This is a genomic window from Autumnicola aciditolerans, from assembly GCF_041679265.1.
Classification (GTDB): domain Bacteria; phylum Bacteroidota; class Bacteroidia; order Flavobacteriales; family Flavobacteriaceae; genus Autumnicola.
Genome location: NZ_JBGFSM010000011.1, coordinates 29826 through 51235 on the forward strand (window position 1 = coordinate 29826; position 21410 = coordinate 51235).

General features: G+C 39.5%; 19 protein-coding genes. 12 read left to right on the forward strand and 7 right to left on the reverse strand.

The window, feature by feature from the left end; translation table 11 throughout:
- Positions 1-188 precede the first annotated feature (188 nt).
- Positions 189-917: a class I SAM-dependent methyltransferase gene (locus tag AB8M93_RS12600; RefSeq protein WP_373058185.1), complete on the forward strand. Its 729-nt coding sequence runs from the start codon at positions 189-191 to the stop codon at positions 915-917.
- A gap of 133 nt (positions 918-1050) precedes the next feature.
- Here AB8M93_RS12600 and AB8M93_RS12605 read toward each other — a convergent pair whose 3' ends face one another.
- The 4 genes from AB8M93_RS12605 to pta all read right to left on the reverse strand — a co-directional run bounded on the left by AB8M93_RS12605 (position 1051) and on the right by pta (position 5975).
- Positions 1051-1734, reverse strand: coding sequence for a thioredoxin family protein (locus AB8M93_RS12605; RefSeq protein WP_373058187.1), 684 nt, complete (start codon positions 1732-1734; stop codon positions 1051-1053).
- Entirely contained in the window at positions 1734-2288 is a 555-nt protein-coding gene (locus AB8M93_RS12610) for a TlpA family protein disulfide reductase (RefSeq protein ID WP_373058189.1), read from the reverse strand. The genes AB8M93_RS12605 and AB8M93_RS12610 overlap by 1 nt, the downstream gene beginning before the upstream one ends.
- A gap of 308 nt (positions 2289-2596) precedes the next feature.
- Positions 2597-3784 carry an acetate/propionate family kinase gene (locus tag AB8M93_RS12615; RefSeq protein WP_373058191.1) on the reverse strand — a complete coding sequence of 396 codons (1188 nt, stop codon included), beginning with the start codon at positions 3782-3784 and terminating at the stop codon, positions 2597-2599.
- A gap of 97 nt (positions 3785-3881) precedes the next feature.
- On the reverse strand, positions 3882-5975 hold the full coding sequence (pta, locus tag AB8M93_RS12620; RefSeq protein WP_373058193.1) for a phosphate acetyltransferase: 2094 nt from the start codon (positions 5973-5975) through the stop codon (positions 3882-3884).
- Positions 5976-6330: 355 nt separating this feature from the next.
- On the opposite strand from pta, the gene ychF reads away from it, so the two are divergent.
- The 5 genes from ychF (at position 6331) to mscL (ending at position 13250) form a co-directional block, all read left to right on the forward strand.
- On the forward strand, positions 6331-7425 hold the full coding sequence (gene ychF / locus AB8M93_RS12625; RefSeq protein ID WP_373058195.1) for a redox-regulated ATPase YchF: 1095 nt from the start codon (positions 6331-6333) through the stop codon (positions 7423-7425).
- 377 nt (positions 7426-7802) lie between these two features.
- Positions 7803-9665 (forward strand): DNA topoisomerase IV subunit B, encoded by a 1863-nt coding sequence (locus tag AB8M93_RS12630; RefSeq protein WP_373058197.1) that lies wholly within the window; start codon positions 7803-7805, stop codon positions 9663-9665.
- Positions 9662-10150 (forward strand): hypothetical protein, encoded by a 489-nt coding sequence (locus tag AB8M93_RS12635; RefSeq protein ID WP_373058199.1) that lies wholly within the window; start codon positions 9662-9664, stop codon positions 10148-10150. Before AB8M93_RS12630 ends, AB8M93_RS12635 begins: the two co-directional genes overlap by 4 nt.
- Positions 10150-12804 (forward strand): DNA gyrase/topoisomerase IV subunit A, encoded by a 2655-nt coding sequence (locus tag AB8M93_RS12640; RefSeq protein ID WP_373058201.1) that lies wholly within the window; start codon positions 10150-10152, stop codon positions 12802-12804. Before AB8M93_RS12635 ends, AB8M93_RS12640 begins: the two co-directional genes overlap by 1 nt.
- Positions 12804-13250, forward strand: a complete 447-nt coding sequence (gene mscL, locus AB8M93_RS12645; protein WP_373058203.1) for a large-conductance mechanosensitive channel protein MscL — start codon at positions 12804-12806, stop codon at positions 13248-13250. The genes AB8M93_RS12640 and mscL overlap by 1 nt, the downstream gene beginning before the upstream one ends.
- Here the strand turns inward: mscL and AB8M93_RS12650 are convergent, their stop codons facing one another.
- On the reverse strand, positions 13251-13622 hold the full coding sequence (locus AB8M93_RS12650; protein WP_373058205.1) for a DNA topoisomerase IV: 372 nt from the start codon (positions 13620-13622) through the stop codon (positions 13251-13253).
- A 31-nt stretch (positions 13623-13653) separates the two neighbouring features.
- Entirely contained in the window at positions 13654-14061 is a 408-nt protein-coding gene (locus AB8M93_RS12655; RefSeq protein ID WP_373058207.1) for a helix-turn-helix domain-containing protein, read from the reverse strand.
- 238 nt (positions 14062-14299) lie between these two features.
- On the opposite strand from AB8M93_RS12655, the gene AB8M93_RS12660 reads away from it, so the two are divergent.
- The 6 genes from AB8M93_RS12660 to AB8M93_RS12685 all read left to right on the forward strand — a co-directional run bounded on the left by AB8M93_RS12660 (position 14300) and on the right by AB8M93_RS12685 (position 20954).
- On the forward strand, positions 14300-15517 hold the full coding sequence (locus AB8M93_RS12660) for a M14 family metallopeptidase (RefSeq protein ID WP_373058209.1): 1218 nt from the start codon (positions 14300-14302) through the stop codon (positions 15515-15517).
- 76 nt (positions 15518-15593) lie between these two features.
- Positions 15594-16073 carry an Lrp/AsnC family transcriptional regulator gene (locus tag AB8M93_RS12665; RefSeq protein ID WP_373058211.1) on the forward strand — a complete coding sequence of 160 codons (480 nt, stop codon included), beginning with the start codon at positions 15594-15596 and terminating at the stop codon, positions 16071-16073.
- A gap of 88 nt (positions 16074-16161) precedes the next feature.
- Complete coding sequence (locus AB8M93_RS12670; protein ID WP_373058213.1) at positions 16162-18744, forward strand: phosphoenolpyruvate carboxylase; 2583 nt, start codon at positions 16162-16164, stop codon at positions 18742-18744.
- Entirely contained in the window at positions 18744-19265 is a 522-nt protein-coding gene (locus AB8M93_RS12675) for a DinB family protein (RefSeq protein WP_373058215.1), read from the forward strand. Before AB8M93_RS12670 ends, AB8M93_RS12675 begins: the two co-directional genes overlap by 1 nt.
- Position 19266: 1 nt before the next feature.
- Positions 19267-20289 (forward strand): YihY/virulence factor BrkB family protein, encoded by a 1023-nt coding sequence (locus AB8M93_RS12680; RefSeq protein WP_373058217.1) that lies wholly within the window; start codon positions 19267-19269, stop codon positions 20287-20289.
- Between the two features lie 116 nt (positions 20290-20405).
- The gene (locus AB8M93_RS12685) at positions 20406-20954 is read left to right on the forward strand and encodes a type 1 glutamine amidotransferase domain-containing protein (protein WP_373058219.1); all 549 of its coding nucleotides are present in this window, start codon (positions 20406-20408) and stop codon (positions 20952-20954) included.
- Positions 20955-21028: 74 nt separating this feature from the next.
- Here the strand turns inward: AB8M93_RS12685 and AB8M93_RS12690 are convergent, their stop codons facing one another.
- Entirely contained in the window at positions 21029-21355 is a 327-nt protein-coding gene (locus AB8M93_RS12690; protein WP_373058221.1) for a hypothetical protein, read from the reverse strand.
- Between the last annotated feature and the right edge of the window lie 55 nt (positions 21356-21410).

Below are 21410 nucleotides of genomic sequence, written 5' to 3' on the forward strand. Positions count from 1 at the left end.
ATAAGGATTATTCCGTTGTGAAAACATTCAAGGTGGTCCCGATTTTATTCAGGATCACCTTTTTTAATTTAAAAGGTTGATAATTTTCCTCTCAGAAATTGTAGGGAATCTATAGGAGGGAAGAACATAGTTAATAATTTTCTTAAAATTTCCTATAGCTTTTCCTAATTTTAGACAAACGGCGGCTTATGAAAGATAATTTCTCTACAAAATCTGAACAATATGCAAAGTTCCGGCCTACTTATCCCGCAGAGCTTTATGATTTTTTGAAAAAACACCTACCAGCTAATAAACGCACCTGGGATTGCGGTACTGGAAACGGGCAGGTGGCCGGAGAGCTGGCAGATTTCTTTGAAGAGGTTTACGCCACAGATATTAGTGAACAGCAACTGGAAAACGCGGTACAAAAGCCAAATATCCACTACTCAAAACAGGCTGCTGAAAAAACCAGTTTTCAGGATCATTTTTTTGACCTGGTAACGGTGGCGCAGGCGATACACTGGTTTGATTTTGATAAATTTTACGCGGAAGTAAATCGAGTGCTAAAACCCGGCGGACTAATAGCCGTGATGGGCTACGGACTTTTTTATAGCAACGCAGAAACCAATAAAGTTATTCATCACTTTTACCGCAATATCACAGATCCATACTGGGACCCGGAAAGAAAATACCTGGACGAGGAATATAAAACCATTCCTTTCCCGTTCAACGAAATTAAAACTCCTGAATTTAAATTAGAACTGGAGTGGAGCCTGGAGCAACTGCTGGGCTATTTAAAAACCTGGTCTGCCGTAAAGCATTACGAAAAAGCGAACGGAGAAAATCCTGTAGATCTTGTTGCGGCCGATTTTAGGAAGAGCTTTGGGGAAAAGGGAAAAATTACCTATCCCATTTTATTCAGGCTCGGCAAACAGTAAACAATGGGCAATTAAAATGGATAATTGGCAAGTAAAAAGATTGGAAGCTTTTCCCCTGTAATCTAAAATCCTACCAGGATAAGCGGAGCCAGGAAAATCTCGGCCGCGCTCCATCTGGGAAAATTATTTTTGATTATTGTTTTACGCTGCAGCCAATCGCCTTGGTTTCTTTGGTGGTAACTTCTTTTCCGTTCAATAACTCATTCACAGCATTGGCCACAAAACGCTCGTTTACGGCATCAGCGTTTCTAACATTATCATCTATAGCACCAATATATTTTACAATATTTTTTCCGCCTTCTTTTTGTAATATATAAACATGCGGGGTTTTTGTAGCCCCGTATTTAGCGTAGACGGTCTGGCTGTCATCAAAAAGGTATGGAAAAGTAAAACCGGCCTCTTTAGCTTTCTGCTGCATTTTCTCAAAAGTATCGTCTGGCTGTACCTTAGGATTATTGGGATTAATGGCAATTACAGGATAGCCTTTTCCCTTGAATTCCTGGTCCAGTGCCACAATGCGCTCTTCACTGGCCATGGCGAAGGGACAGGTATTACAGGTAAAAATCACTATAAAACCTTTCGCGTCAGGATAGTCCGAAAGGGAAACCATAGAGCCATCTACATCCTTAAGGTTAAAATCGGTGGCTTCATCGCCAATTGTATAACCTTCTGCACTTGTGTTTTCTTTTTCAGAAAGCACGGCCATTTCTTTTTTATCAGAATTCTCAAATTTAGTGTTTTGAACGGAATCTTTACAACTGCCAAGCCATAGTGCAGCTGTAAAAGCCAGTACGGGTAAAAATGTTTTCGATTTCATTATAAAATGGATTTAAGTTCAGTATCTAATTCTTCGTAAGTAAAGGAACGTTCATAAAATTTTCGCTCTTTTCCATTGTAAATAATGGTTGCAGGAATGGCACCGCTCCATTCTTCAGATATTTTTGGTATCCAGGAATTCGCATCGGGGTCATCCAGCAGCACCACTTCGCTTTGCAAATTATTCTTTTGAATAAAAGGTATAACCTGTTCTTCTATTTTATCAGGAAAATCAAGGCTGGTGAGAACAACCTTCACCTTTTGGTCTCCATACTTTTCTTTCAATTTTTCGAATGCCGGCAATTCCTTTACACAGGGTTTGCACCAGGTGGCCCAAAAATTAATGACGTAGGTAGTATCGTTTTTTTGCTGAAGATACCTGGAATCAAAAGCTTTAAAATCAACAGCAGGTATCATCGCCATAGTTGCCGACTCTTTTTTCTGATAGCTTTCCTGTTCCATTTCTACGGAAGCCGGATTACTTTCAGTTTTGTTTGCATTGTCTGCGCAGGCAGGACAAAGTAAGAGAAGGAATATGTATAGCAGTTTTTTCATCTTCTAAAAATATCGATTCAGATTCAGATTTTGAAAAGATTATGCGTTAATTTTTTAATAGTTAAAGAAGAAAATGGGGCAATGGACAATGAGAGTCAATTCAAAATTCAACATTCAAAATAAATAGTGGAAAGTAAAAATAGTGAATAGTGATTGGTGAACTAACTGGAACCGTTCCTTCAAAAAATGAAGTAAATAGGAGTAATTCAACATTCCAAATAGAATAGTTTAAAGCAAACTCCGAACTCCGAACTCCGAACTCCCAACTCCGAACTCCGAACTCCCAACTCCGAATTCCCAACTCCTTACTACGAAACCAGCTCCATTACCTGTTTGGCGATTTCAAGTTCTTCGTTGGTAGGAATCACCAGGATTTTAACTTTGGAATCTACAGAATTGATCTCTCTTATCTCTTTTGAACGGACTTTATTTTTTTCTTCGTCCAGTTCGATTCCGAAGAAATCCATATTTAAACAAGCCATTTTTCTTATGGTGCTGCTGTTTTCCCCAATTCCGGCTGTAAATATGATGGCATCAAGTCCATTCATTGCGGCCGCGTAGGCGCCAATATATTTCTTTATGCGGTAGGCGTTCATTTCCAGGGCAAGCTGGCACTCTGTATTGCCTTTGCCTGCCTGTTCTTCAATATCCCTTAAATCACTGTAACCGGTAAGGCCATACATCCCGCTTTGGTTATGTAGCATATGGTTTACTTCCTGCAGGGAATAGCCCAGTTGTTCCACCAGGTAGAATATAACCGACTGGTCTATATCGCCACTCCTGGTACCCATAATAAGGCCGTTTACCGGAGCAAATCCCAACGAATGGTCAAGACTTTTGCCATTTTGTACGGCTGTAATACTGCAACCGTTCCCAAGATGAATGCTTATAATTTTTGAATTTTCCTGCTGAAGATATTCCTGCGCTTTTTCTGTTACATATTTATGGCTGGTGCCGTGAAAGCCGTAGAGCTGGATATGTTCTTCTTCGTAAAGCTTATCAGGAATGGCATATTTACGGGCTTGCTCTGGAATACTGCTATGAAAGGCTGTATCAAAAACTGCAATTTGCGGAGCTCCAGGGAAAAGTTTTTCAGCTACTTCTATGCCTTTTAGGTTTGGCGGGTTATGAAGCGGAGCAAGCGAAAATAAATCTTTAATCGTTTTTTTCACATTTTCGTCAATTACGGTTGTACTGGAAAAAGTTTTACCTCCATGCACCACACGGTGTCCTATAGCACTTATTTCTTCGGAATTATTTATTACTCCATTTCCAGTTTCCAAGAGCATATTAGTAACGGCTTTTAAAGCCATGGCATGATCTGGAACTTCAATTTCTTCTGAAGTTGAAACCGCTTTGGTTTTGTAGTGTAACTTTGCACCTTCAAGACCAATTCGCTCCACCATCCCCGAGGCAAGCACCTTTTTTGAAGGCATCTGAATTAACTGAAATTTTAAAGAAGAACTCCCTGAATTAATTACGAGTATATTTTTCATTCTTGTTATGCTAAATCTTTCTGGATATTTTCAATTTTCACCTATTACTGCTATAGGCTTTAAGCTTTAAGTACCAAATTTGTTGTTTCGTACTTCACTAAATTCCCTGCGCCTGGATAGCGGTTAAAATAACGGTGTTAAACACATCGTCTACCGTACAGCCACGGCTAAGATCATTCACAGGTTTATTTAATCCCTGCAGCATCGGGCCGATGGCCAGCGCCCCGGTTTCCCGTTGCACCGCTTTATAGGTGTTGTTTCCGGTATTTAAATCGGGGAAAATTAGAAGGTTAGCCTGGCCGGCGACTTCAGAATCTGGCAATTTGCTCTTCCCTACGGTAATATCAACGGCAGCATCGTACTGGATGGGGCCTTCGATTTTAAGATCGGGACGTTTATTTTTAACAATTTCGGTAGCCTGCCTAACTCTATCTACATCGGCTCCTTTTCCGGAAGTTCCTGAAGAGTAGGAGAGCATGGCTATTTTAGGATCAATCCCAAAGGCAAAACAGCTTTCTGCGGAAGAAATAGTGATCTCCGCAAGCTCTTCTGCAGTAGGGTTTGGATTGATTGCGCAGTCGCCAAATACGGAAACCCGGTCTTCCAGGCACATAAAAAATACTGAAGAAACTACCGAAACTCCCGGTTTAGTTTTTATAAACTGAAGCGCAGGTCTAATGGTATGTTGTGTGGTGTGAGCTGCGCCGGATACCATCCCGTCCGCATGGCCTTTATAGATCATCATGGTGCCGTAATAGGAAACATCGGTCATCCAGTCTTTTGCCATGTCCAGGTTTACTCCTTTATGCTTTCTAATCTCATATAAAGTTTCAGCATAACCCTGGAAATGTTCAGACTTTGAAGGATTTATGATCTTGATTTTTCCCAGGTCCAGGTTCAGACCAAGTTTCATTATTTTTTGCTTGATTACTTCCACGTCGCCTAGCAGCGTCAGGTCCACAATATCTATAGCCAAAAGCCGGGAGGCCGCAATAAGAATTCGGTCATCTGTCCCTTCAGGCAGTACAATATGCTTTTTGCTTTGCTGCGCCCTTTTTACCAGGCTGTACTGGAACATTCGGGGAGTAATCCCGTGCGGTTCAAAGTTTATGAGTCTTTCCACTAAAGGATCAAAAGAAACATATCTTTCAAACGTGCTTATGGTGGTTTCTATCTTCTGAATACTATCGGCATAGATATTAGATTTTATAGCGCCCACCCGGTTGGTGACGCTAAAAGTCCCGTCCTGTACAGAAATAATGGGAACAATTTCCGAGAGCCCTTCAATTAGTTTTAAAATAGAAGGTTCCGGAGTTAAACCGCCTGTAAGGATAATCCCGGAAATACGCGGATAGTTACTGGAGATGTTGGCCTGAAGTGCTCCAAGGATAATATCTGCCCTGTCCCCAGGGGTAATTACCAGGCTTTCATTTTTAAGGGTGGTAAGGTAATTTCTTAATTGCATGGCGCCTACTCCAAAGTTCCCGGTTTGGTTATTTAGAAATTCCCCTCCAAACAGGATTTTTCCTTCAAGGGCGGTTACAATTTCTTTAAGGGTAGGATTGTTAAGCGTATCGATAAGCGGAATGGCAAAAACATCAATATCTGCAGGCAGAAATTTACGCATGTTTTCTTTGGCGGCTTCCAGGTTTTCCTCCCTAACTTTATTGCTCACCATTGCAATGACGTCCACATCCTTTTCTGTAAATTCATTATATGCCATCTGCAGGCTGCCAAGATGCTCCTCCCAGGTTTTATATTGCCCGCTGGCAATTATCACCACCGGAATCCCGAGGTTGCGTGCGGTTAAAACATTTACATCAAATTCAAAAACACTGCCTTCCCCGGAAAAGTCACTTCCTTCCACCAGCACAAAGTCATATTCTTCTTCTAGTTTCTTATACTTCCGGATGATCACATCTATAATTTCACCAGACTTACCCTCATTTCTTTTCTGAATCACTTCGCTGCGGGTAAAAGCGTAGGCATCTTCATAGGGAATGCGGAGTTTAAAATAGCTTATAATAGTATCTATATGGTTATCGCGTTTTCCTGAAGGCACATCATTTATAATGGGCCGGAAGTAACCAACTTTTACTGTTTTTCCCAGGAGTGTCCGCATAAGGCCAAGGGAGAGCATAGATTTGCCGCTATGTGACTCTAAAGTAGCAATATAAAGTCCTTTATTCATGGTGAAAATATTTGTGTTGCAAAATTAAGGCGAAATAAAAACAAAGCTTCCGAAACAGAGGTTAAAATCCTGTAAAATGGGCCGAAAACTGACGAAAATCAGGATTCTCTGCTGTTTCAGATTTTACCACGAATGCACAAATTAGAATGGCTTCAAGATATAGGCTTTATGCTGTAAGCTATAAAAATATAAATTTCTCATTTCCGTTCTCTACAAATTTTTCCGCAGAAAACCTCAAACACCACACCCCAACTCCGAATTCCAGACTCCAAACTCTGAACTCTGAACTATACATTTTCTAATTTCTAATAACTATATTTGCAGCCGCAAAAATTAGTGCATCAAAACTTGAAATATGAAAGCCGGAATTGTAGGATTACCCAATGTTGGAAAATCAACGCTCTTTAATTGTTTGTCTAACGCAAAAGCGCAGAGTGCAAACTTCCCGTTTTGTACTATAGAACCAAATATTGGGGTGGTAAATGTGCCGGATACGAGGCTTCAGAAACTGGAGGAACTGGTGCACCCGGAACGTGTACAGCCTGCCACTGTTGAAATTGTGGATATTGCAGGCCTGGTAAAAGGCGCGAGTAAGGGAGAAGGCCTGGGGAATCAGTTTCTTGGCAACATCAGGGAAACCGATGCTATCCTGCATGTATTGAGATGTTTTGAAAATGATAATATTGTACATGTTGATGGGTCTATAGACCCTATAAGGGACAAGGAAACCATAGATATGGAACTTCAGCTTAAAGACCTGGAAACGGTAGATAAAAAGCTGGATAAAGTAAAAAGAGCTGCGAAAACAGGCAATAAAGAAGCTCAAAAAGAGGAAACCGCGCTTCTAAAGCTTAAACAGGGCCTTGAAGCGGGGATTTCTGTTAGGGCTATAGAACTTTCTGAAGACGAGCGTAAAGATTTTGTAAAACCGCTTCAGTTTATCACCGATAAGCCCGTGATGTATGTGTGCAATGTAGAGGAAGGTTCTGCGGTAAACGGGAATGCCCATGTAGAAAGGGTGCGGGAAGCGGTGAAAGATGAAAATGCCGAAGTTTTGGTGCTTGCCGTAGGAACCGAAGCTGATATTACCGAGCTGGACGATTTTGAGGAAAGGCAAATGTTCCTACAGGATATTGGGCTGGACGAGCCGGGATCGGCAAAATTAATTCGTGGGGCTTATAGTTTACTGAATTTACAAACTTATTTTACTGCCGGAGAAAAGGAAGTACGTGCCTGGACCATTCCCGTTGGTGCCACGGCGCCACAGGCTGCCGGAGTGATCCATACCGATTTTGAAAAAGGTTTTATTCGTGCCGAAGTTATTTCTTATGAAGATTATGCCAATTACGGTAGTGAAGCCAAAGTAAAAGAAGCAGGTAAGATGCGGGTAGAAGGGAAAGAATATGTGGTGAAGGATGGCGATGTGATGCATTTCAGGTTTAATGTTTAGTAGATGTTAGAATTTAGAAGTTAGAGGTGAGAGATTAGAAGTTAGAAGTGAGAAAGTGGAAAGTAAAGAATTGCCCTTTTTACCAATCACAAAAGCTCCCATCCTTTTTTCAAGGAGGGGTGGCCGTAGGCCGGGGTGGTTCTTAGATTTCGCCGGTTGATGATATTTATACTATTTTAATCCATAAAAATCTCGTTTTTTGGTCTATAGGGCAAAATGAAACCGGCGAAGTGCCTCCGGAGAGAGCCGGTTTCGTACTTCGTATTCCAAACTTCTAATTAACATTTACGGCTAAATCTTTGTTAATTACTTTGTGCGCCCGGTGTTTCAATTTTTGAAGCTATGCCTTATATTAGCGCAAACTCCATTTTCTACTTATGAGCGAGGAAACAAAGTACACCGAAGATAATATTCGGTCGTTAGACTGGAAGGAACACATCAGGATGCGGCCCGGGATGTATATTGGGAAACTGGGTGACGGTTCCAGTGCCGATGACGGGATTTACATTCTGCTTAAAGAAGTCCTGGACAACTGTATTGATGAATTTGTAATGGGTGCGGGGAAAACCATAGAAATTTCTGTGCAGAACCAGCGCGTGATTGTTCGGGATTATGGCCGCGGAATTCCGCTTGGTAAAGTGGTAGATGTGGTTTCCAAGATGAATACCGGTGGAAAATATGATACCCGCGCGTTTAAAAAATCGGTTGGGCTTAACGGAGTGGGTACCAAAGCGGTAAACGCGCTCTCTTCTTATTTTAGAGTAGAGTCCACAAGGGACGGCAAATCTGCCTCAGCCGAGTTTGAGCAGGGGAATCTTACCAATGAGGAATTGCTCGATGAGACTTCCCGAAGAAGGGGCACCAAGGTGACTTTTATGCCTGATGAAGCCATCTTCAAAAACTACAAATTCCGTAATGAGTATATTGAGAAAATGCTCAAAAACTATGTCTATCTCAATCCGGGATTAACCATAGTGTATAACGGTGAAAAATTTTATTCTGAAAACGGGCTGAAGGACCTTCTTGGGGACAGTATTAATGAAGACGACCAACTGTATCCAATCATCCACATGCGTGGAAATGATATTGAAGTTGCCATTACCCACAGTAAATCTCAGTATTCTGAAGAATACCATTCCTTTGTAAACGGGCAGAATACCAGCCAGGGCGGGACGCACCTGTTGGCCTTCAGGGAAGCAATAGTCAAAACCGTTAGAGAATATTATGGCAAAAATTATGATGCCAGTGATATCCGTAAGTCGGTCGTGGCTGCAATCAGTATAAAAGTAATGGAGCCTGTATTTGAAAGCCAGACCAAAACCAAGCTGGGGTCTACAGACATGGGAGGAGATCTGCCTACAGTCAGGACCTATATAAACGATTTTGTAAAGCGCAACCTGGATAATTATCTTCATAAAAACCAGGAGACCGCAGAGCAACTTCAGCGTAAAATACTTCAGGCAGAGAGGGAACGGAAAGATCTTTCCGGAATTAGAAAACTTGCCAAAGACAGGGCTAAAAAAGCAAGCCTCCATAATAAAAAATTAAGGGATTGCCGTATTCACCTTGGAGACAGTAATAAGGAGCGTTACCTGGAAACCACTTTGTTTATTACCGAGGGAGATTCAGCGAGCGGTTCCATTACAAAATCCCGGGATGTGAATACCCAGGCGGTTTTCAGCTTAAAAGGAAAACCTTTGAACAGTTACGGGCTTAGTAAAAAAATTGTTTACGAAAACGAAGAATTTAACCTGCTGCAGGCCGCGCTTAATATTGAAGAATCTATGGAAGATCTTCGGTACAATAACATCGTGATCGCTACCGATGCCGATGTGGATGGAATGCACATCCGTTTACTGTTGATCACCTTTTTCCTCCAGTTTTTTCCTGAATTGATTAAGGAAAACCACCTTTATATTCTACAGACCCCTTTGTTTCGTGTACGGAATAAAAAAGAGACCATTTACTGTTATAGTGAAATGGAGCGAAAGCAGGCAGTGCAAAAACTCTCAGGCAAGGTAGAAATTACGCGTTTTAAAGGACTGGGAGAAATTTCGCCTGATGAATTTGTACATTTTATTGGAGATAATATTCGTTTGGATCCTGTAATGCTGGATAAGGATAAATCTATTGAAGAGATGCTGAGTTTTTATATGGGTAAAAATACTCCGGACCGCCAGGAGTTCATTATTGATAACCTTAAGGTGGAACTTGATCTTGTTGAAGAGTTAGGGATATGAGGTTTACCAATAAAAACGAAGTGAAAATGGTTCCTTCTATTTACATTGTGCTGGTGGCAGTATTTGTAACCAATATTTTTGTAAATATTGAACTAATGGCGTCAGATGAGCCTATAAACTTCAGCCATTTTGTGCCTAATATCAGCACTTTAATTTTAGGCCTTTATGTACACAGGATTGGCCAGAGTTTTGATTTTGATAGTGATGGGGAGACGCTTAATTTCAAAAACAACGGCGTATTTTTTTCAAAATTCATGGAATACCGGGTGAAAAAAGCCGAATTTCCAAAGAGAAAGCTCGGAAAATTCAGGTTTAACGACTACGGAATTTATTCCTCATTAACCATATACATAAAATCCAGAAGAAGATCGGGATTTAGAAAATACACTTTTAATACCACATTTCTAAACAGAAAGAAGAAGAAGGGCATGGTAGCCTCGCTTCAGAAGGTAATGGAATACAACGCTAAAAAAGCAACCGCCTAATGGAAGAAAACCAAGAAGGAGCTCAGGAAGAACAATTTAAACAGCCTAAAGAGGAGCTTATTCGGGTAACCGGGATGTATAAGGACTGGTTCCTGGATTATGCTTCCTATGTAATTTTAGAGCGTGCTGTACCTGCTATAGAAGATGGTTTTAAACCTGTACAGCGCCGTATTATGCACTCCATGAAAGACCTGGATGACGGGAGGTATAATAAAGTCGCCAATATTGTTGGGCATACTATGCAGTACCACCCGCACGGCGATGCCAGTATTGGGGATGCTATGGTGCAGATAGGGCAGAAGGACCTGCTTATTGATACCCAGGGAAACTGGGGTAATGTGCTCACCGGAGACCGTGCAGCCGCACCAAGATATATTGAGGCCAGGCTTTCTAAATTTGCCCTGGAGGTATTGTTTAATCCCAAACTTACCGAATGGCAGCTTTCCTATGATGGTAGAAAAAACGAACCGGTAAACCTTCCGGTAAAATTTCCCATGCTTCTGGCGCAGGGAGCCGAAGGAATCGCGGTGGGTTTAAGCACCAGGGTACTTCCGCATAATTTTTTAGAACTGATTGATGCTTCCATAAAACACCTTAAAGGAAAAAGGTTTAAGCTTTTTCCCGATTTTCCTACCGGCGGCGAAGCTGATGTTACCGATTATAATGATGGAATGCGTGGTGGAAGGGTACGCGTACGGGCAAAAATCTCCCAATATGATAAAAATACCCTCGCTATAACCGAAATTCCTTACGGCACTACCACCACCACCCTTATAGATTCTATTCTTAAGGCGAATGATAAGGGAAAGATCAAGATTAAAAAAATAGAGGATAATACGGCGGCAGAGGTAGAAATCCTTATTCACCTTCCCCCAAATATTTCTCCAGACAAAACCATAGACGCGCTTTTTGCCTTTACCCAATGCGAGAACTCCATTTCACCTTTAGGCTGTGTGATCATTGATAACAAACCTATTTTTCTTGGAGTTTCCGAAATTTTAAGACAGTCTACAGACCATACATTGCATTTGCTGAAGCGGGAACTGGAAATTTCTCTGGATGAACTGGAAGAACAATGGCATTTTTCTTCCCTGGAAAGAATCTTTATTGAAAATCGAATTTACCGCGACATTGAAGAGGAAGAAACCTGGGAAGGTGTTATAAGGGCTATTGATGAAGGTTTAAAACCGCACATTAAGCATTTAAAAAGAGCGGTGACCGAAGAAGATATTGTTAGGCTTACGGAAATCAGGATCAAGAGAATTTCAAAATTTGATATCGATAAGGCGCAGCAAAAAATTGAAGCGCTGGAAGACCAGATCGCCAAGGTAAAACATAACCTGGATCATCTGGTAGATTATGCTGTGGCTTATTTTGAAAAGCTGAAAAAAGATTACGGAGCGGGAAAAGAGCGTAAAACAGAACTGCGTTTATTTGAAGATATTGAAGCTACCAAGGTGGTAATACGCAATACCAAACTCTATGTAAATCGCAAAGAAGGCTTTGTAGGAACAGCACTAAAGAAAGATGAATACGTTACCGATTGTTCAGATATAGATGATGTAATTTGTTTTACCGCAGATGGCAAAATGATGGTCACCCGGGTAGACTCTAAAACTTTTATAGGAAAAGACATTATTCATGTAGCCATCTTTAAGAAAAAGGATAAACGTACCATTTATAATATGATCTATAGGGATGGGAAAGGCGGCAGTACCTATATAAAGCGTTTTGCAGTAACATCGGTTACCCGTGATCGTGAATATGATCTTTCCCAGGGTAAAAAAGACTCTAAAGTACTCTACTTCTCTTCAAACCCCAACGGGGAGGCAGAAGTGGTAACTATTTTCCTAAGGCAGGTGGGAAGCATTAGAAAAGTGAAATTTGATGTGGACTTTGCCGATATCCTTATTAAAGGCCGAAATGTAAAAGGAAACATCGTTACTAAATATTCCGTAAAAAGAATAGAACTTAAAGAGGAAGGAGTTTCTACCCTGAAGCCCCGAAGAATCTGGTTTGATGAAACCGTAAACAGGCTAAATGTTGATGGCCGCGGCGAGTTATTAGGCGAATTTAAAGGAGAAGACCGGTTGTTGATCATTACCCAGGACGGAGTAGCCAAAACCATAGTTCCAGAACTTACCACCCGTTTTGATGAAGAAATGGTGGTCCTGGAAAAATGGAACCCTAAAAAGCCAGTTTCGGCAATCTACTGGGAGCCGGAGAAAGAACGTTACTATGTAAAACGTTTTCTTATAGAACATCCAGAAAAAGAGGAAAAATTTATCAGTGATCATGAAAAATCATTTTTAGAAGTAATATCCACAGATTATTACCCTATGGCCGAAATTATATACGGCAAACAGAGGGGGAAAGATCAGCGGCCTAATGAGGAGCTTAATATTGAAGAATTTATTGCCGTGAAAGGAATTAAAGCACAGGGAAACCAATTAACCACAGAGAAGGTAAAACAAATAAATCTTCTGGATCCTATGCCTTTTGAGGAAGAAGAGGAAAATAATGAAGAAGAAGAAAACCTTCAGGACGAGGAAGCTGCTATGGATGAAAAAAGAGGTCCTGAAAAACTGAAGGATGAAAATAAAGATTCCTTATCTTCCTCTTCAGAAAGTCAAACAAAATTATTTGATGAGTAATGGGATTTATTAAAGAATTCAAGGAATTTGCCGTTAAGGGCAATATGATAGATATGGCAGTGGGTATCATTATTGGTACCGCGTTCAACAAAGTGGTGGATGCCCTGGTAAAACAGGTCGTGATGCCCCCGCTAAGCATTCTTACAGGCGGTATAAATTACACGGATAAGAAGTTAGTCCTTAAAGAAGCCATTATTGCTGCAGATGGAACTATTACAGCCGAAGAAGTCGCTATTGGTTACGGGATCCTTATCCAGTCTTTTATTGATTTTCTAATTATAGGATTAACTATCTTTATTGTGGTTAAATTAATGAACAGTTTCAGGAAAAAAGCTGAAGATCCCAAGAACACCACCGTGGTTACTCCTAAAAACATTGAACTTCTTTCCAACCTAAATGACCTTATGGAGGAGCAGAACAAACTGCTGCGGGAAAAAGGCCTTTAACTACTTTACTTTTGTAACTGAACCTTTTTCTCTTCGGGTTTCTCCCACAACCCCATATTCAAAGGTATATCCGTTTTTATTTGTGGTAAGAATCTTCATGTGTATGGGTTTCCTTTCCTGTATATTCTTTGGATGAAGGTTTTTTAAGATATATTCGCAGTCATTAATCCATCGCACAGACGAAGTGTCTGCAGAGCCCTGGAATTCGTCAATTTCTATAGAATCACTTCTTATAAAGCGGGAAGTAACAATTTCCCCGTTTAAATAAGATTGAAATTCAAAAGTACCGGTTCTATAGTCCTCGCAGTTTCTTTCCGGCTGGAAACATGCCGTTACAAGAAAGCAACACCAAATGATTAACAATTTTCGCATATTGCAAAGTAACTTCTTTTAATAGGAATTGTCAATTTTCAAAGGCGTCAAATGTCCCGTCTTCGTAAAAAATGACAATTTTCTTTATGGCTTTGGTCTTAGGAGATAACTCCGGCCCCGGAGCAGTCCATCCTGCTTTTAAATCCTCAGCCGGGTTTAGGGGAGGAGCAGTTTTTTTTTCAGCGGAAGAAGAAGCGGGTTCCGGAGAATTCTCTTTAGGAAATTTACCTTTTCCATTTAGGAGCCAGTACAATTCCACTTCAGGAAATGTCTTTACTATTTTCATCACAAAATCCAGGCTTGGCTTATTTCTTCCGGAGATAATGTGAGATATAGAAGAGCGGCCAACTTCTATCCTGTCTGCAAAAGATGCGGCAGACAGATCGTAATATTCCAGGATTTTATTCAACCTGATTGCAAACTGTTCAGTGTTTACCATTGTGAATTTTATTTCTTTCGCAGAAGGTTCACAAATGTAATTATTATTTCACAAGCCTACAAATCACATCTGTAAACATCATAATATTGGATAATTAATAACTTTAGGTTAAATGGTTTAATTTATTAATAATTAACTATTTAATAACAAAAATAATACAGCTAGGAAATTTTCCGTATCTGTTTCACAATCTGAACTTCACGATGTTTACAATTGTATTTTAATTAAATCTCTTTGTGTGTTTACAATTGTAAAAAATCTAATAATTACTTTTGTAAACATGAATTATTATCCCGACTATTTAAAAAAGATAATGCAGGCATATCCGGAGCTACGCTACCGGGAAATTTCAGGGAGGTATATAAACCTGGATCATATAACGCCTGCCCTGCAGAAATTTTCAGAACATTATTCCGTAGAGACCATAGGGAAATCTAATTGTGGAGAATCCATTTTCTCAGTAAAATTTGGTACAGGAAGCAAAAGGATTTTAGCCTGGTCACAAATGCATGGGAATGAATCTACCACAACAAAAGCCGCATTGGATCTATTAAATGTTTTCCTGCGGCAAGAAAATTTTCCTGTGCTTTCAGAAATTCTTAAAAACTGCCAGGTTTTAATTATCCCTATGCTAAACCCGGACGGGGCAAGAAGGTTTACGAGGGTGAATGCCAATGGTATTGATTTAAATCGAGATGCCAAAAACCTTGAAGAAGTGGAAAGCCGGATTTTACGGGAACAATTTGAAGGGTTTTCTCCTCACTTTTGTTTTAATCTGCATGACCAGCGGACAATTTTTTCCGCTGGAACAGCACCAAAGCCTGCAACATTGTCCTTTCTCACCCCATCCATGGATGAGCAACGTCAAGTATTTCCAAGTCGTAAAAAAAGCATGAAGCTTATCGCGGCTGTAGCAAATGATTTAAAAGGGGAATTATTAGGGCAAATTGGGCGGTATGATGATGCTTTTAATCTTAACTGTACAGGAGATGCATTCCAAAGCAGGGAAGTGCCTACTGTTTTGTTTGAAGCAGGGCATTACCCCGGGGATTATGAACGTGAAATAACCCGTAAATATGTTTTTGCCGCACTTCTTGCTGCTTTGCACCAGGTTTCTTCATCAGGATTCAGAAAAACAGATTACCATGATTACGGAAAAATACCGGAAAACCAGAAGTTTTTTAACGATATTGTTTTAAGGGAGGTAAAACTTAAATCAGAAGATCGGGAGGTGTACGATGTAGCAATACAATATCAGGAAAAATTAGAACATGGAGAGATAAGTTTTGTTCCCATTGTAGAAAAAATAGAGCCAAAACTAAAGAAATTCGGGCTTCGGGAAATTGATGGAAAGAAGAAAATTGTGCTTACAGCGGGAGAGGGAGAACTATCCGAAAACGTTATAGTTAATAAAATTATCTTAAATGGGAAAGAAATTGACCTTAAACCAGATTAATTCCAGAAAAATTTATTAATAATTCAATGATTTTGTACTATTTTTGAATTTCATATAAAAAAGAAGTTTAGAAAAAATGGCCAAGTTTAAATTAGACGAAACAGATCACCAGATTCTTGATATGCTTATTGAGAATACCAGGACTCCTTTTACCGATATCGCCAAGAAACTACTAATATCTGCCGGTACGGTGCATGTAAGGGTTAAGAAGATGGAAGAAGCGGGAATTATAATAGGTTCCTCTTTAACCCTGGATTATCAAAAATTAGGCTACGCGTTTATCGCTTATGTAGGCGTGTTTTTGAAGAATACTTCCCAGACAAAATTTGTGCTGGAGCGTATAAACGAAATTCCGTTTGTGACTGTTGCACATGTAACTACAGGTAAATTTAACGTTTTTTGTAAGGTGAGAGCCAGAAATACTCAGCACGCAAAAGATATTATTTTTCAGCTAGATGATATAGAAGGAGTTTACAGAACTGAAACAATGATTTCTTTAGAGGAAAGCATTAACGATAAGAAGCGATTGATGCATTCCATTTTTCAAGACATGTAAAGTTATCCTAAACTTTTAATAAAAACCCTTTAGGCTAACTTGCATAAAGGGTTTTTTAATAAATTTAAGTCAAACACCAACTAGTATTATGCACAGAGAACCAAAACTCGAACGATTTAATGAAAGCGTACTTGCGAAATACCAGATCTACAACAGTATTTTCCTAACACTTCCTTTTAGCGACATTAGTAAAACAGGGGCTTTACTGCCTTTATTTCAGGATGTATGCGAAGAAGGTTTTAAGGAGAATAAAAATCCCTCTGAAATTGTAGAGCGTTTTTTTAAAAAGTACCATCAAAACCCAACAGAGGAAGAGAAGAACAATCTTCTTTTTCGCTTTATACAGTTTATAGAGCGGCAGGTGGTTTTATTTGATGCTATAGAAGACGCTTCTTTTTCTATTGTTAACAATATGGATGGAAGGGGAACTTTGCGAAATGTAAAGGAGGAAGCAGAAGCTAAAAATAAAACCGAAGAACTAAGGGATTATCTAAAACGCTTTAAAGTACGTCCCACCCTAACAGCGCACCCTACACAATTTTATCCGGGAGCAGTTTTAGGGATTATTACAGATCTTGATAAAGCGGTACAGGAAAATGATGTGATAGGGATTAAAAAGCTCCTGTCACAGTTAGGCAAAACCCCTTTTTTCAATAAGGAAAAGCCTACCCCTTTTGATGAGGCGGTAAGCCTTATCTGGTACTTTGAAAATGTTTTCTATCATAGCGCGAGCAAAATCTATAATTATATTCAGCAGAATATTTTTGAAGGCGAAGATGTGGGCAATCAGGTAATCAACCTTGGATTCTGGCCGGGAGGAGACCGGGATGGAAATCCATTTGTAACCACAGATATTACCCTAAAAGTAGCCCGCAGGCTTAGAAGTACCATCTTATTAAATTATTACAGGGACATTAGAAAACTTAAGCGTAGGATTACTTTTGAGGGTATAGATGAAATTGTTTCTGAAATTGAATCTGCATTATACAAAGGTGCGGTGTCACGTGAAGAAGAGCTTCAACTATCTCTTGAAGATTTTAAATCTAAACTTCAGCAGATTAAGCAGATAATCATTGAAAAACATAATTCACTGTTTCTTGATGAAGTAGATGATATAATTAATAAAGTGAATTTGTACGGGTATTACTTTGCTACATTGGATATCCGTCAGGATGCCACCGTACACCAGGAGGTATTAGATGAAATTATTAAAGTAACCAACGCTAACGGTACTAAAATTCTTCCTGAAAATTATAACGAATTATCATCTGAAGAGCAAATAAACGTATTAAGAAACGCCCAGGGGAAATTAGATCCGGAAGATTTTGAAGAAGGTATTACCAGATCTACCATATCTTCTGTTTACGCTATGCAAACCATACAGGAGCGTAATGGAGAGCACGGAGCAAACAGGTATATAATTAGTAATTGCGGATCGGTTCAGGGAGTGCTTACCCCCTTTGCTTTTTTAAGGGCCTGCGGATGGGAAAAGCCAACTGTAGATGTGATTCCGTTATTTGAAACTGTTCCAGATCTTCAGTCTGCACACAAAACCATGGAAGTCCTTTATAACGATCCGGTTTACAGTGAACACCTTAAGCGCCGGGATAATAAGCAAACCATTATGCTTGGCTTTAGTGACGGTACAAAAGACGGTGGTTACCTAATGGCCAATTGGAGTATTTACAAAGCCAAAGAAGCCATTACTGAAGTTTCCAGGAAGCATGGTATAAAAGTTATCTTTTTTGATGGAAGGGGAGGGCCACCGGCAAGAGGTGGTGGTAAAACACATCAATTTTACGCTTCCCTGGGGCCTGGTATTGAAAATGAAGAAATTCAGCTTACAGTACAGGGGCAAACCATTAGTTCTAATTTTGGAACTAAAGATTCCTGCAGGTACAATCTTGAACAGCTGCTAAGCTCAGGGGTTTCTAATGAAATTTTCAGTAAGGGCACCAACAAACTTTCTGAAGAAGACCGGCATACCATGAATGATCTTGCGGAAATTAGTTATAATACTTATACAGGCTTTAAGCAGCATGATAAGTTTATCCCTTATCTTGAGAAGATGAGTACGCTAAAGTATTATGCCAAAACCAATATAGGCAGCCGCCCTTCAAAGAGAAATAAATCGGCTAAATTAAATTTAAAAGATTTGAGGGCTATTCCATTTGTAGGTAGCTGGAGCCAGCTTAAACAGAACGTTCCCGGCTTTTTTGGAGTGGGAACGGCTATTGAGTATTATGAAAAAGAAGGAAAATTGGATAAGGTCATCCAATTGTACAATAACTCCATATTTTTCAAGACTTTGCTGGAAAACAGTATGATGAGCCTTACCAAATCCTTCTTTGAATTAACTTCCTACATGCAGGATGATAAAGAATTTGGTGACTTCTGGAAATTGATCCATGCAGAATTTTTAAGAAGTAAAGCCATGATTCTCAACGTAACCGGTTATAAGGTATTGATGGAAAACCAGCCGGCAGGTCGCGCTTCTATTCAGGCCCGTGAAAAAATCGTATTGCCTTTGCTTACTATCCAGCAGCATGCTCTTAGAAAAGTGCAGGAACTTCAGGAGAACGAGGATCAAAAAGACCTTCTCGAGGTTTATGAAAAGATGGTCACCCGTTCCCTTTATGGAAATATTAATGCAAGTAGAAATTCAGCTTAATGAAGGTAACTGATTTACATGCTGATGAATACCGTGATTTCTATCAGTCCTATATCAATCATATCCCCAAAGAACAGTCTTTGGGGATATTATTTCAGGAAAATAAGGAACAGATGTTGCGGCTTCTGGATGAAACAGTTTCCGAGGGAAATTTAGACTCTCGTTATGCCGAAGGAAAATGGACGGTAGCTGAAGTGCTTCAGCATTTAATAGATGTGGAGCGTATTTTCCAGTGTCGTGCGCTTTGCATTGGCAGGGGAGATAAAGCCGCATTGCGTGGATTTGATCATGAGGAATATGCCAAAAATTCCTTCGCCTCCAAAAGGAAAGCCGGAGATTTAAAGGCGGAATTTGAATTGGTAAGAAATTCTACCGTAATGCTTTACAATAGCTTTCCTGATGCTGTACTTGAATATAAAGGTATCATGAATGGGGCTGCTGCAAGCGTTAGGGCAATTGGTTTTATAATTGTTGGGCATTGTATGCATCACAAACAAATCCTTATAGATAAATATCTCTAGTATGATAAAATCTTTAAAGACATTATGGAAGTTATTAAAAGAGGCTTATGTGAGCTGGAACAGAAACGAGCCTTATGCCCGTGCAGCAACCATTGCTTATTATGCCTTATTTTCTCTTCCTTCTTTATTGATTATCGTAGTAACTGTTGTAGGATATTTTTTTGGAAGAGCCTTTGTGCAGGGGAAAATCACTAATGAGATTGGCTCATTTATAGGTGAAGAATCTGCGAAAGCCATAGAAAGTATGGTATCTAATGCGGCACTTACAGACCGTTCTACTTTTGCAATTATTTTTGGAATTCTCTTTTTACTGTTTGGGGCCACAGGAGTGTTTTTCCAGCTTAAAATTGCCATGAATAATATATGGAATGTTGCGGCTAAAAAAGTTAATATAGGAAGAATAGTTCTGGACCGTATAATTTCTTTAGGAATGGTATTGGTAATAGGACTCTTAATGCTCATTTCTCTTATCATTTCTGCTGTTTTAAGTATGGTGCAGGATGAAATTCAGCAATACTTGCCAAATGTAACCGGCTTTATGATAAGTGCTGCAAACTTCCTGATTTCTTTCCTATTTATAACCACTTTGTTCGCTTCCATTTTTAGATTGTTGCCAGACATTCATATTAAATGGAGAACTACCTTTTACGGGGCAGCATTAACCACCATTCTCTTCCTTATAGGGGAATATCTTATAGGCTTTTATTTTGGACAAAGCGATCCGGCTTCTATTTACGGAGGGGCTTCTTCTGTAGTCCTTATTTTGCTATGGGTTTATTACACCTGCCTTATCTTGTTTTTTGGAGCTGAATTTACCGTGCAATATGCCTTACATAAAAACGAAAGGGTAGAACCAAATAGTTATGCTGAACCAGCTATTTATCAGGAAATGCAAAAACTGGAGAATAAGCGCATTCAGCTAAAAGAAGAAAAAGCCATTATAGACCGTTTGAAATCCAATTTAGATTACGACCAGGAAAAAGAAGAACCGCATGAGGAAAAACGGGAAGCAGATAAAAAGTAGCTAATCTTTTTCAACTTAGGAAATGTTTAACGCTAAAACCCCAGGTTTTATAAGGGCTTTAATACATTTTACCAGGCTTGCTTTTTATCTTTGGGGTAAATAAAAAAAGAAAGATTATGGACAAGAGAATAGCAATTTTAGCAACAAACGGATTTGAAGAAAGTGAACTGAAATCTCCTAAAGAAGCCATGGAAAAAGAAGGTTTCAAGGTAGATATTGTTAGTCCTGAAGCTGGAAAAATTAAAAGCTGGGATGTAGACAAATGGGGAAAAGAATATGATGTAGATAAGACCATTGACCAGGTAAGTGCAAAAGAGTATAATGCACTTGTGCTTCCTGGTGGGGTTATGAACCCGGACAATCTTAGAATTAACGAGGACGTGCTTGTTTTTGTAAGAGACTTTTTTAAACAAAGCAAGCCCGTGGGTGCGATTTGCCATGCGGCCTGGACATTAATTAATGCCGATGTGGTAGAAGGCAGAACAATGACTTCTTACAAAACGCTTAGGAAAGACCTGGAAAATGCCGGAGCGCTTTGGGTTGATAAGGAAGTGGTTGTGGACGAAGCATTTGTGACCAGCAGAAATCCAGATGACCTTCCTGCATTTTGTGCTAAAGTAATTGAAGAGATAAAAGAAGGAAAGCATGATTTACAACATGCTTAATTCCTGAAAATATAATATAGAAAAGGAGCGTTTTGTGCGCTCCTTTTTTATTTTATAAAGATGATATGGAAAAGTTATCGGTCGTCATCTTCATCCATATCTTCTTCGTCCGCCATTTCAACTTCATCATCCTTTTCAGGAATTTCCACTATAGGTTCATTAAAATCTGAATCATCATAATCATCTTCATCAAAACTAGCCATGGTATTTTCCAGGCGGGTACTTACCTTCACCAGGTAAATGGTATCTTCTGTGCGCACTTCAACAGCATCCACCGTTTCATTTTTAGCATTTTTAAAAGAAATTATTTGATCATCATCATAGCCATCAGGATATTTTTCTACTAAAAGGCCAAGAATTTCAGGAGTTAATTTTTTATAATCTACAATTATCCTCTTCATAGGTAGAACGGTTTAAAAACGAGATTTAAGTAGTTATTCAGTTAGTGTTTTAAAT

Excerpts from the sequence above, each read along its gene's own strand:
- AB8M93_RS12600 (WP_373058185.1), top strand. The coding sequence starts at position 189 with ATGAAAGATAATTTCTCTACAAAATCTGAACAATATGCAAAGTTCCGG.
- AB8M93_RS12605 (WP_373058187.1), bottom strand. The coding sequence starts at position 1,734 with ATGAAATCGAAAACATTTTTACCCGTACTGGCTTTTACAGCTGCACTA.
- AB8M93_RS12610 (WP_373058189.1), bottom strand. The coding sequence starts at position 2,288 with ATGAAAAAACTGCTATACATATTCCTTCTCTTACTTTGTCCTGCCTGC.
- AB8M93_RS12615 (WP_373058191.1), bottom strand. The coding sequence starts at position 3,784 with ATGAAAAATATACTCGTAATTAATTCAGGGAGTTCTTCTTTAAAATTT.
- pta (WP_373058193.1), bottom strand. The coding sequence starts at position 5,975 with ATGAATAAAGGACTTTATATTGCTACTTTAGAGTCACATAGCGGCAAA.
- ychF (WP_373058195.1), top strand. The coding sequence starts at position 6,331 with ATGAAAGCCGGAATTGTAGGATTACCCAATGTTGGAAAATCAACGCTC.
- AB8M93_RS12630 (WP_373058197.1), top strand. The coding sequence starts at position 7,803 with ATGAGCGAGGAAACAAAGTACACCGAAGATAATATTCGGTCGTTAGAC.
- AB8M93_RS12635 (WP_373058199.1), top strand. The coding sequence starts at position 9,662 with ATGAGGTTTACCAATAAAAACGAAGTGAAAATGGTTCCTTCTATTTAC.
- AB8M93_RS12640 (WP_373058201.1), top strand. The coding sequence starts at position 10,150 with ATGGAAGAAAACCAAGAAGGAGCTCAGGAAGAACAATTTAAACAGCCT.
- mscL (WP_373058203.1), top strand. The coding sequence starts at position 12,804 with ATGGGATTTATTAAAGAATTCAAGGAATTTGCCGTTAAGGGCAATATG.
- AB8M93_RS12650 (WP_373058205.1), bottom strand. The coding sequence starts at position 13,622 with ATGCGAAAATTGTTAATCATTTGGTGTTGCTTTCTTGTAACGGCATGT.
- AB8M93_RS12655 (WP_373058207.1), bottom strand. The coding sequence starts at position 14,061 with ATGGTAAACACTGAACAGTTTGCAATCAGGTTGAATAAAATCCTGGAA.
- AB8M93_RS12665 (WP_373058211.1), top strand. The coding sequence starts at position 15,594 with ATGGCCAAGTTTAAATTAGACGAAACAGATCACCAGATTCTTGATATG.
- AB8M93_RS12670 (WP_373058213.1), top strand. The coding sequence starts at position 16,162 with ATGCACAGAGAACCAAAACTCGAACGATTTAATGAAAGCGTACTTGCG.
- AB8M93_RS12675 (WP_373058215.1), top strand. The coding sequence starts at position 18,744 with ATGAAGGTAACTGATTTACATGCTGATGAATACCGTGATTTCTATCAG.
- AB8M93_RS12680 (WP_373058217.1), top strand. The coding sequence starts at position 19,267 with ATGATAAAATCTTTAAAGACATTATGGAAGTTATTAAAAGAGGCTTAT.
- AB8M93_RS12685 (WP_373058219.1), top strand. The coding sequence starts at position 20,406 with ATGGACAAGAGAATAGCAATTTTAGCAACAAACGGATTTGAAGAAAGT.
- AB8M93_RS12690 (WP_373058221.1), bottom strand. The coding sequence starts at position 21,355 with ATGAAGAGGATAATTGTAGATTATAAAAAATTAACTCCTGAAATTCTT.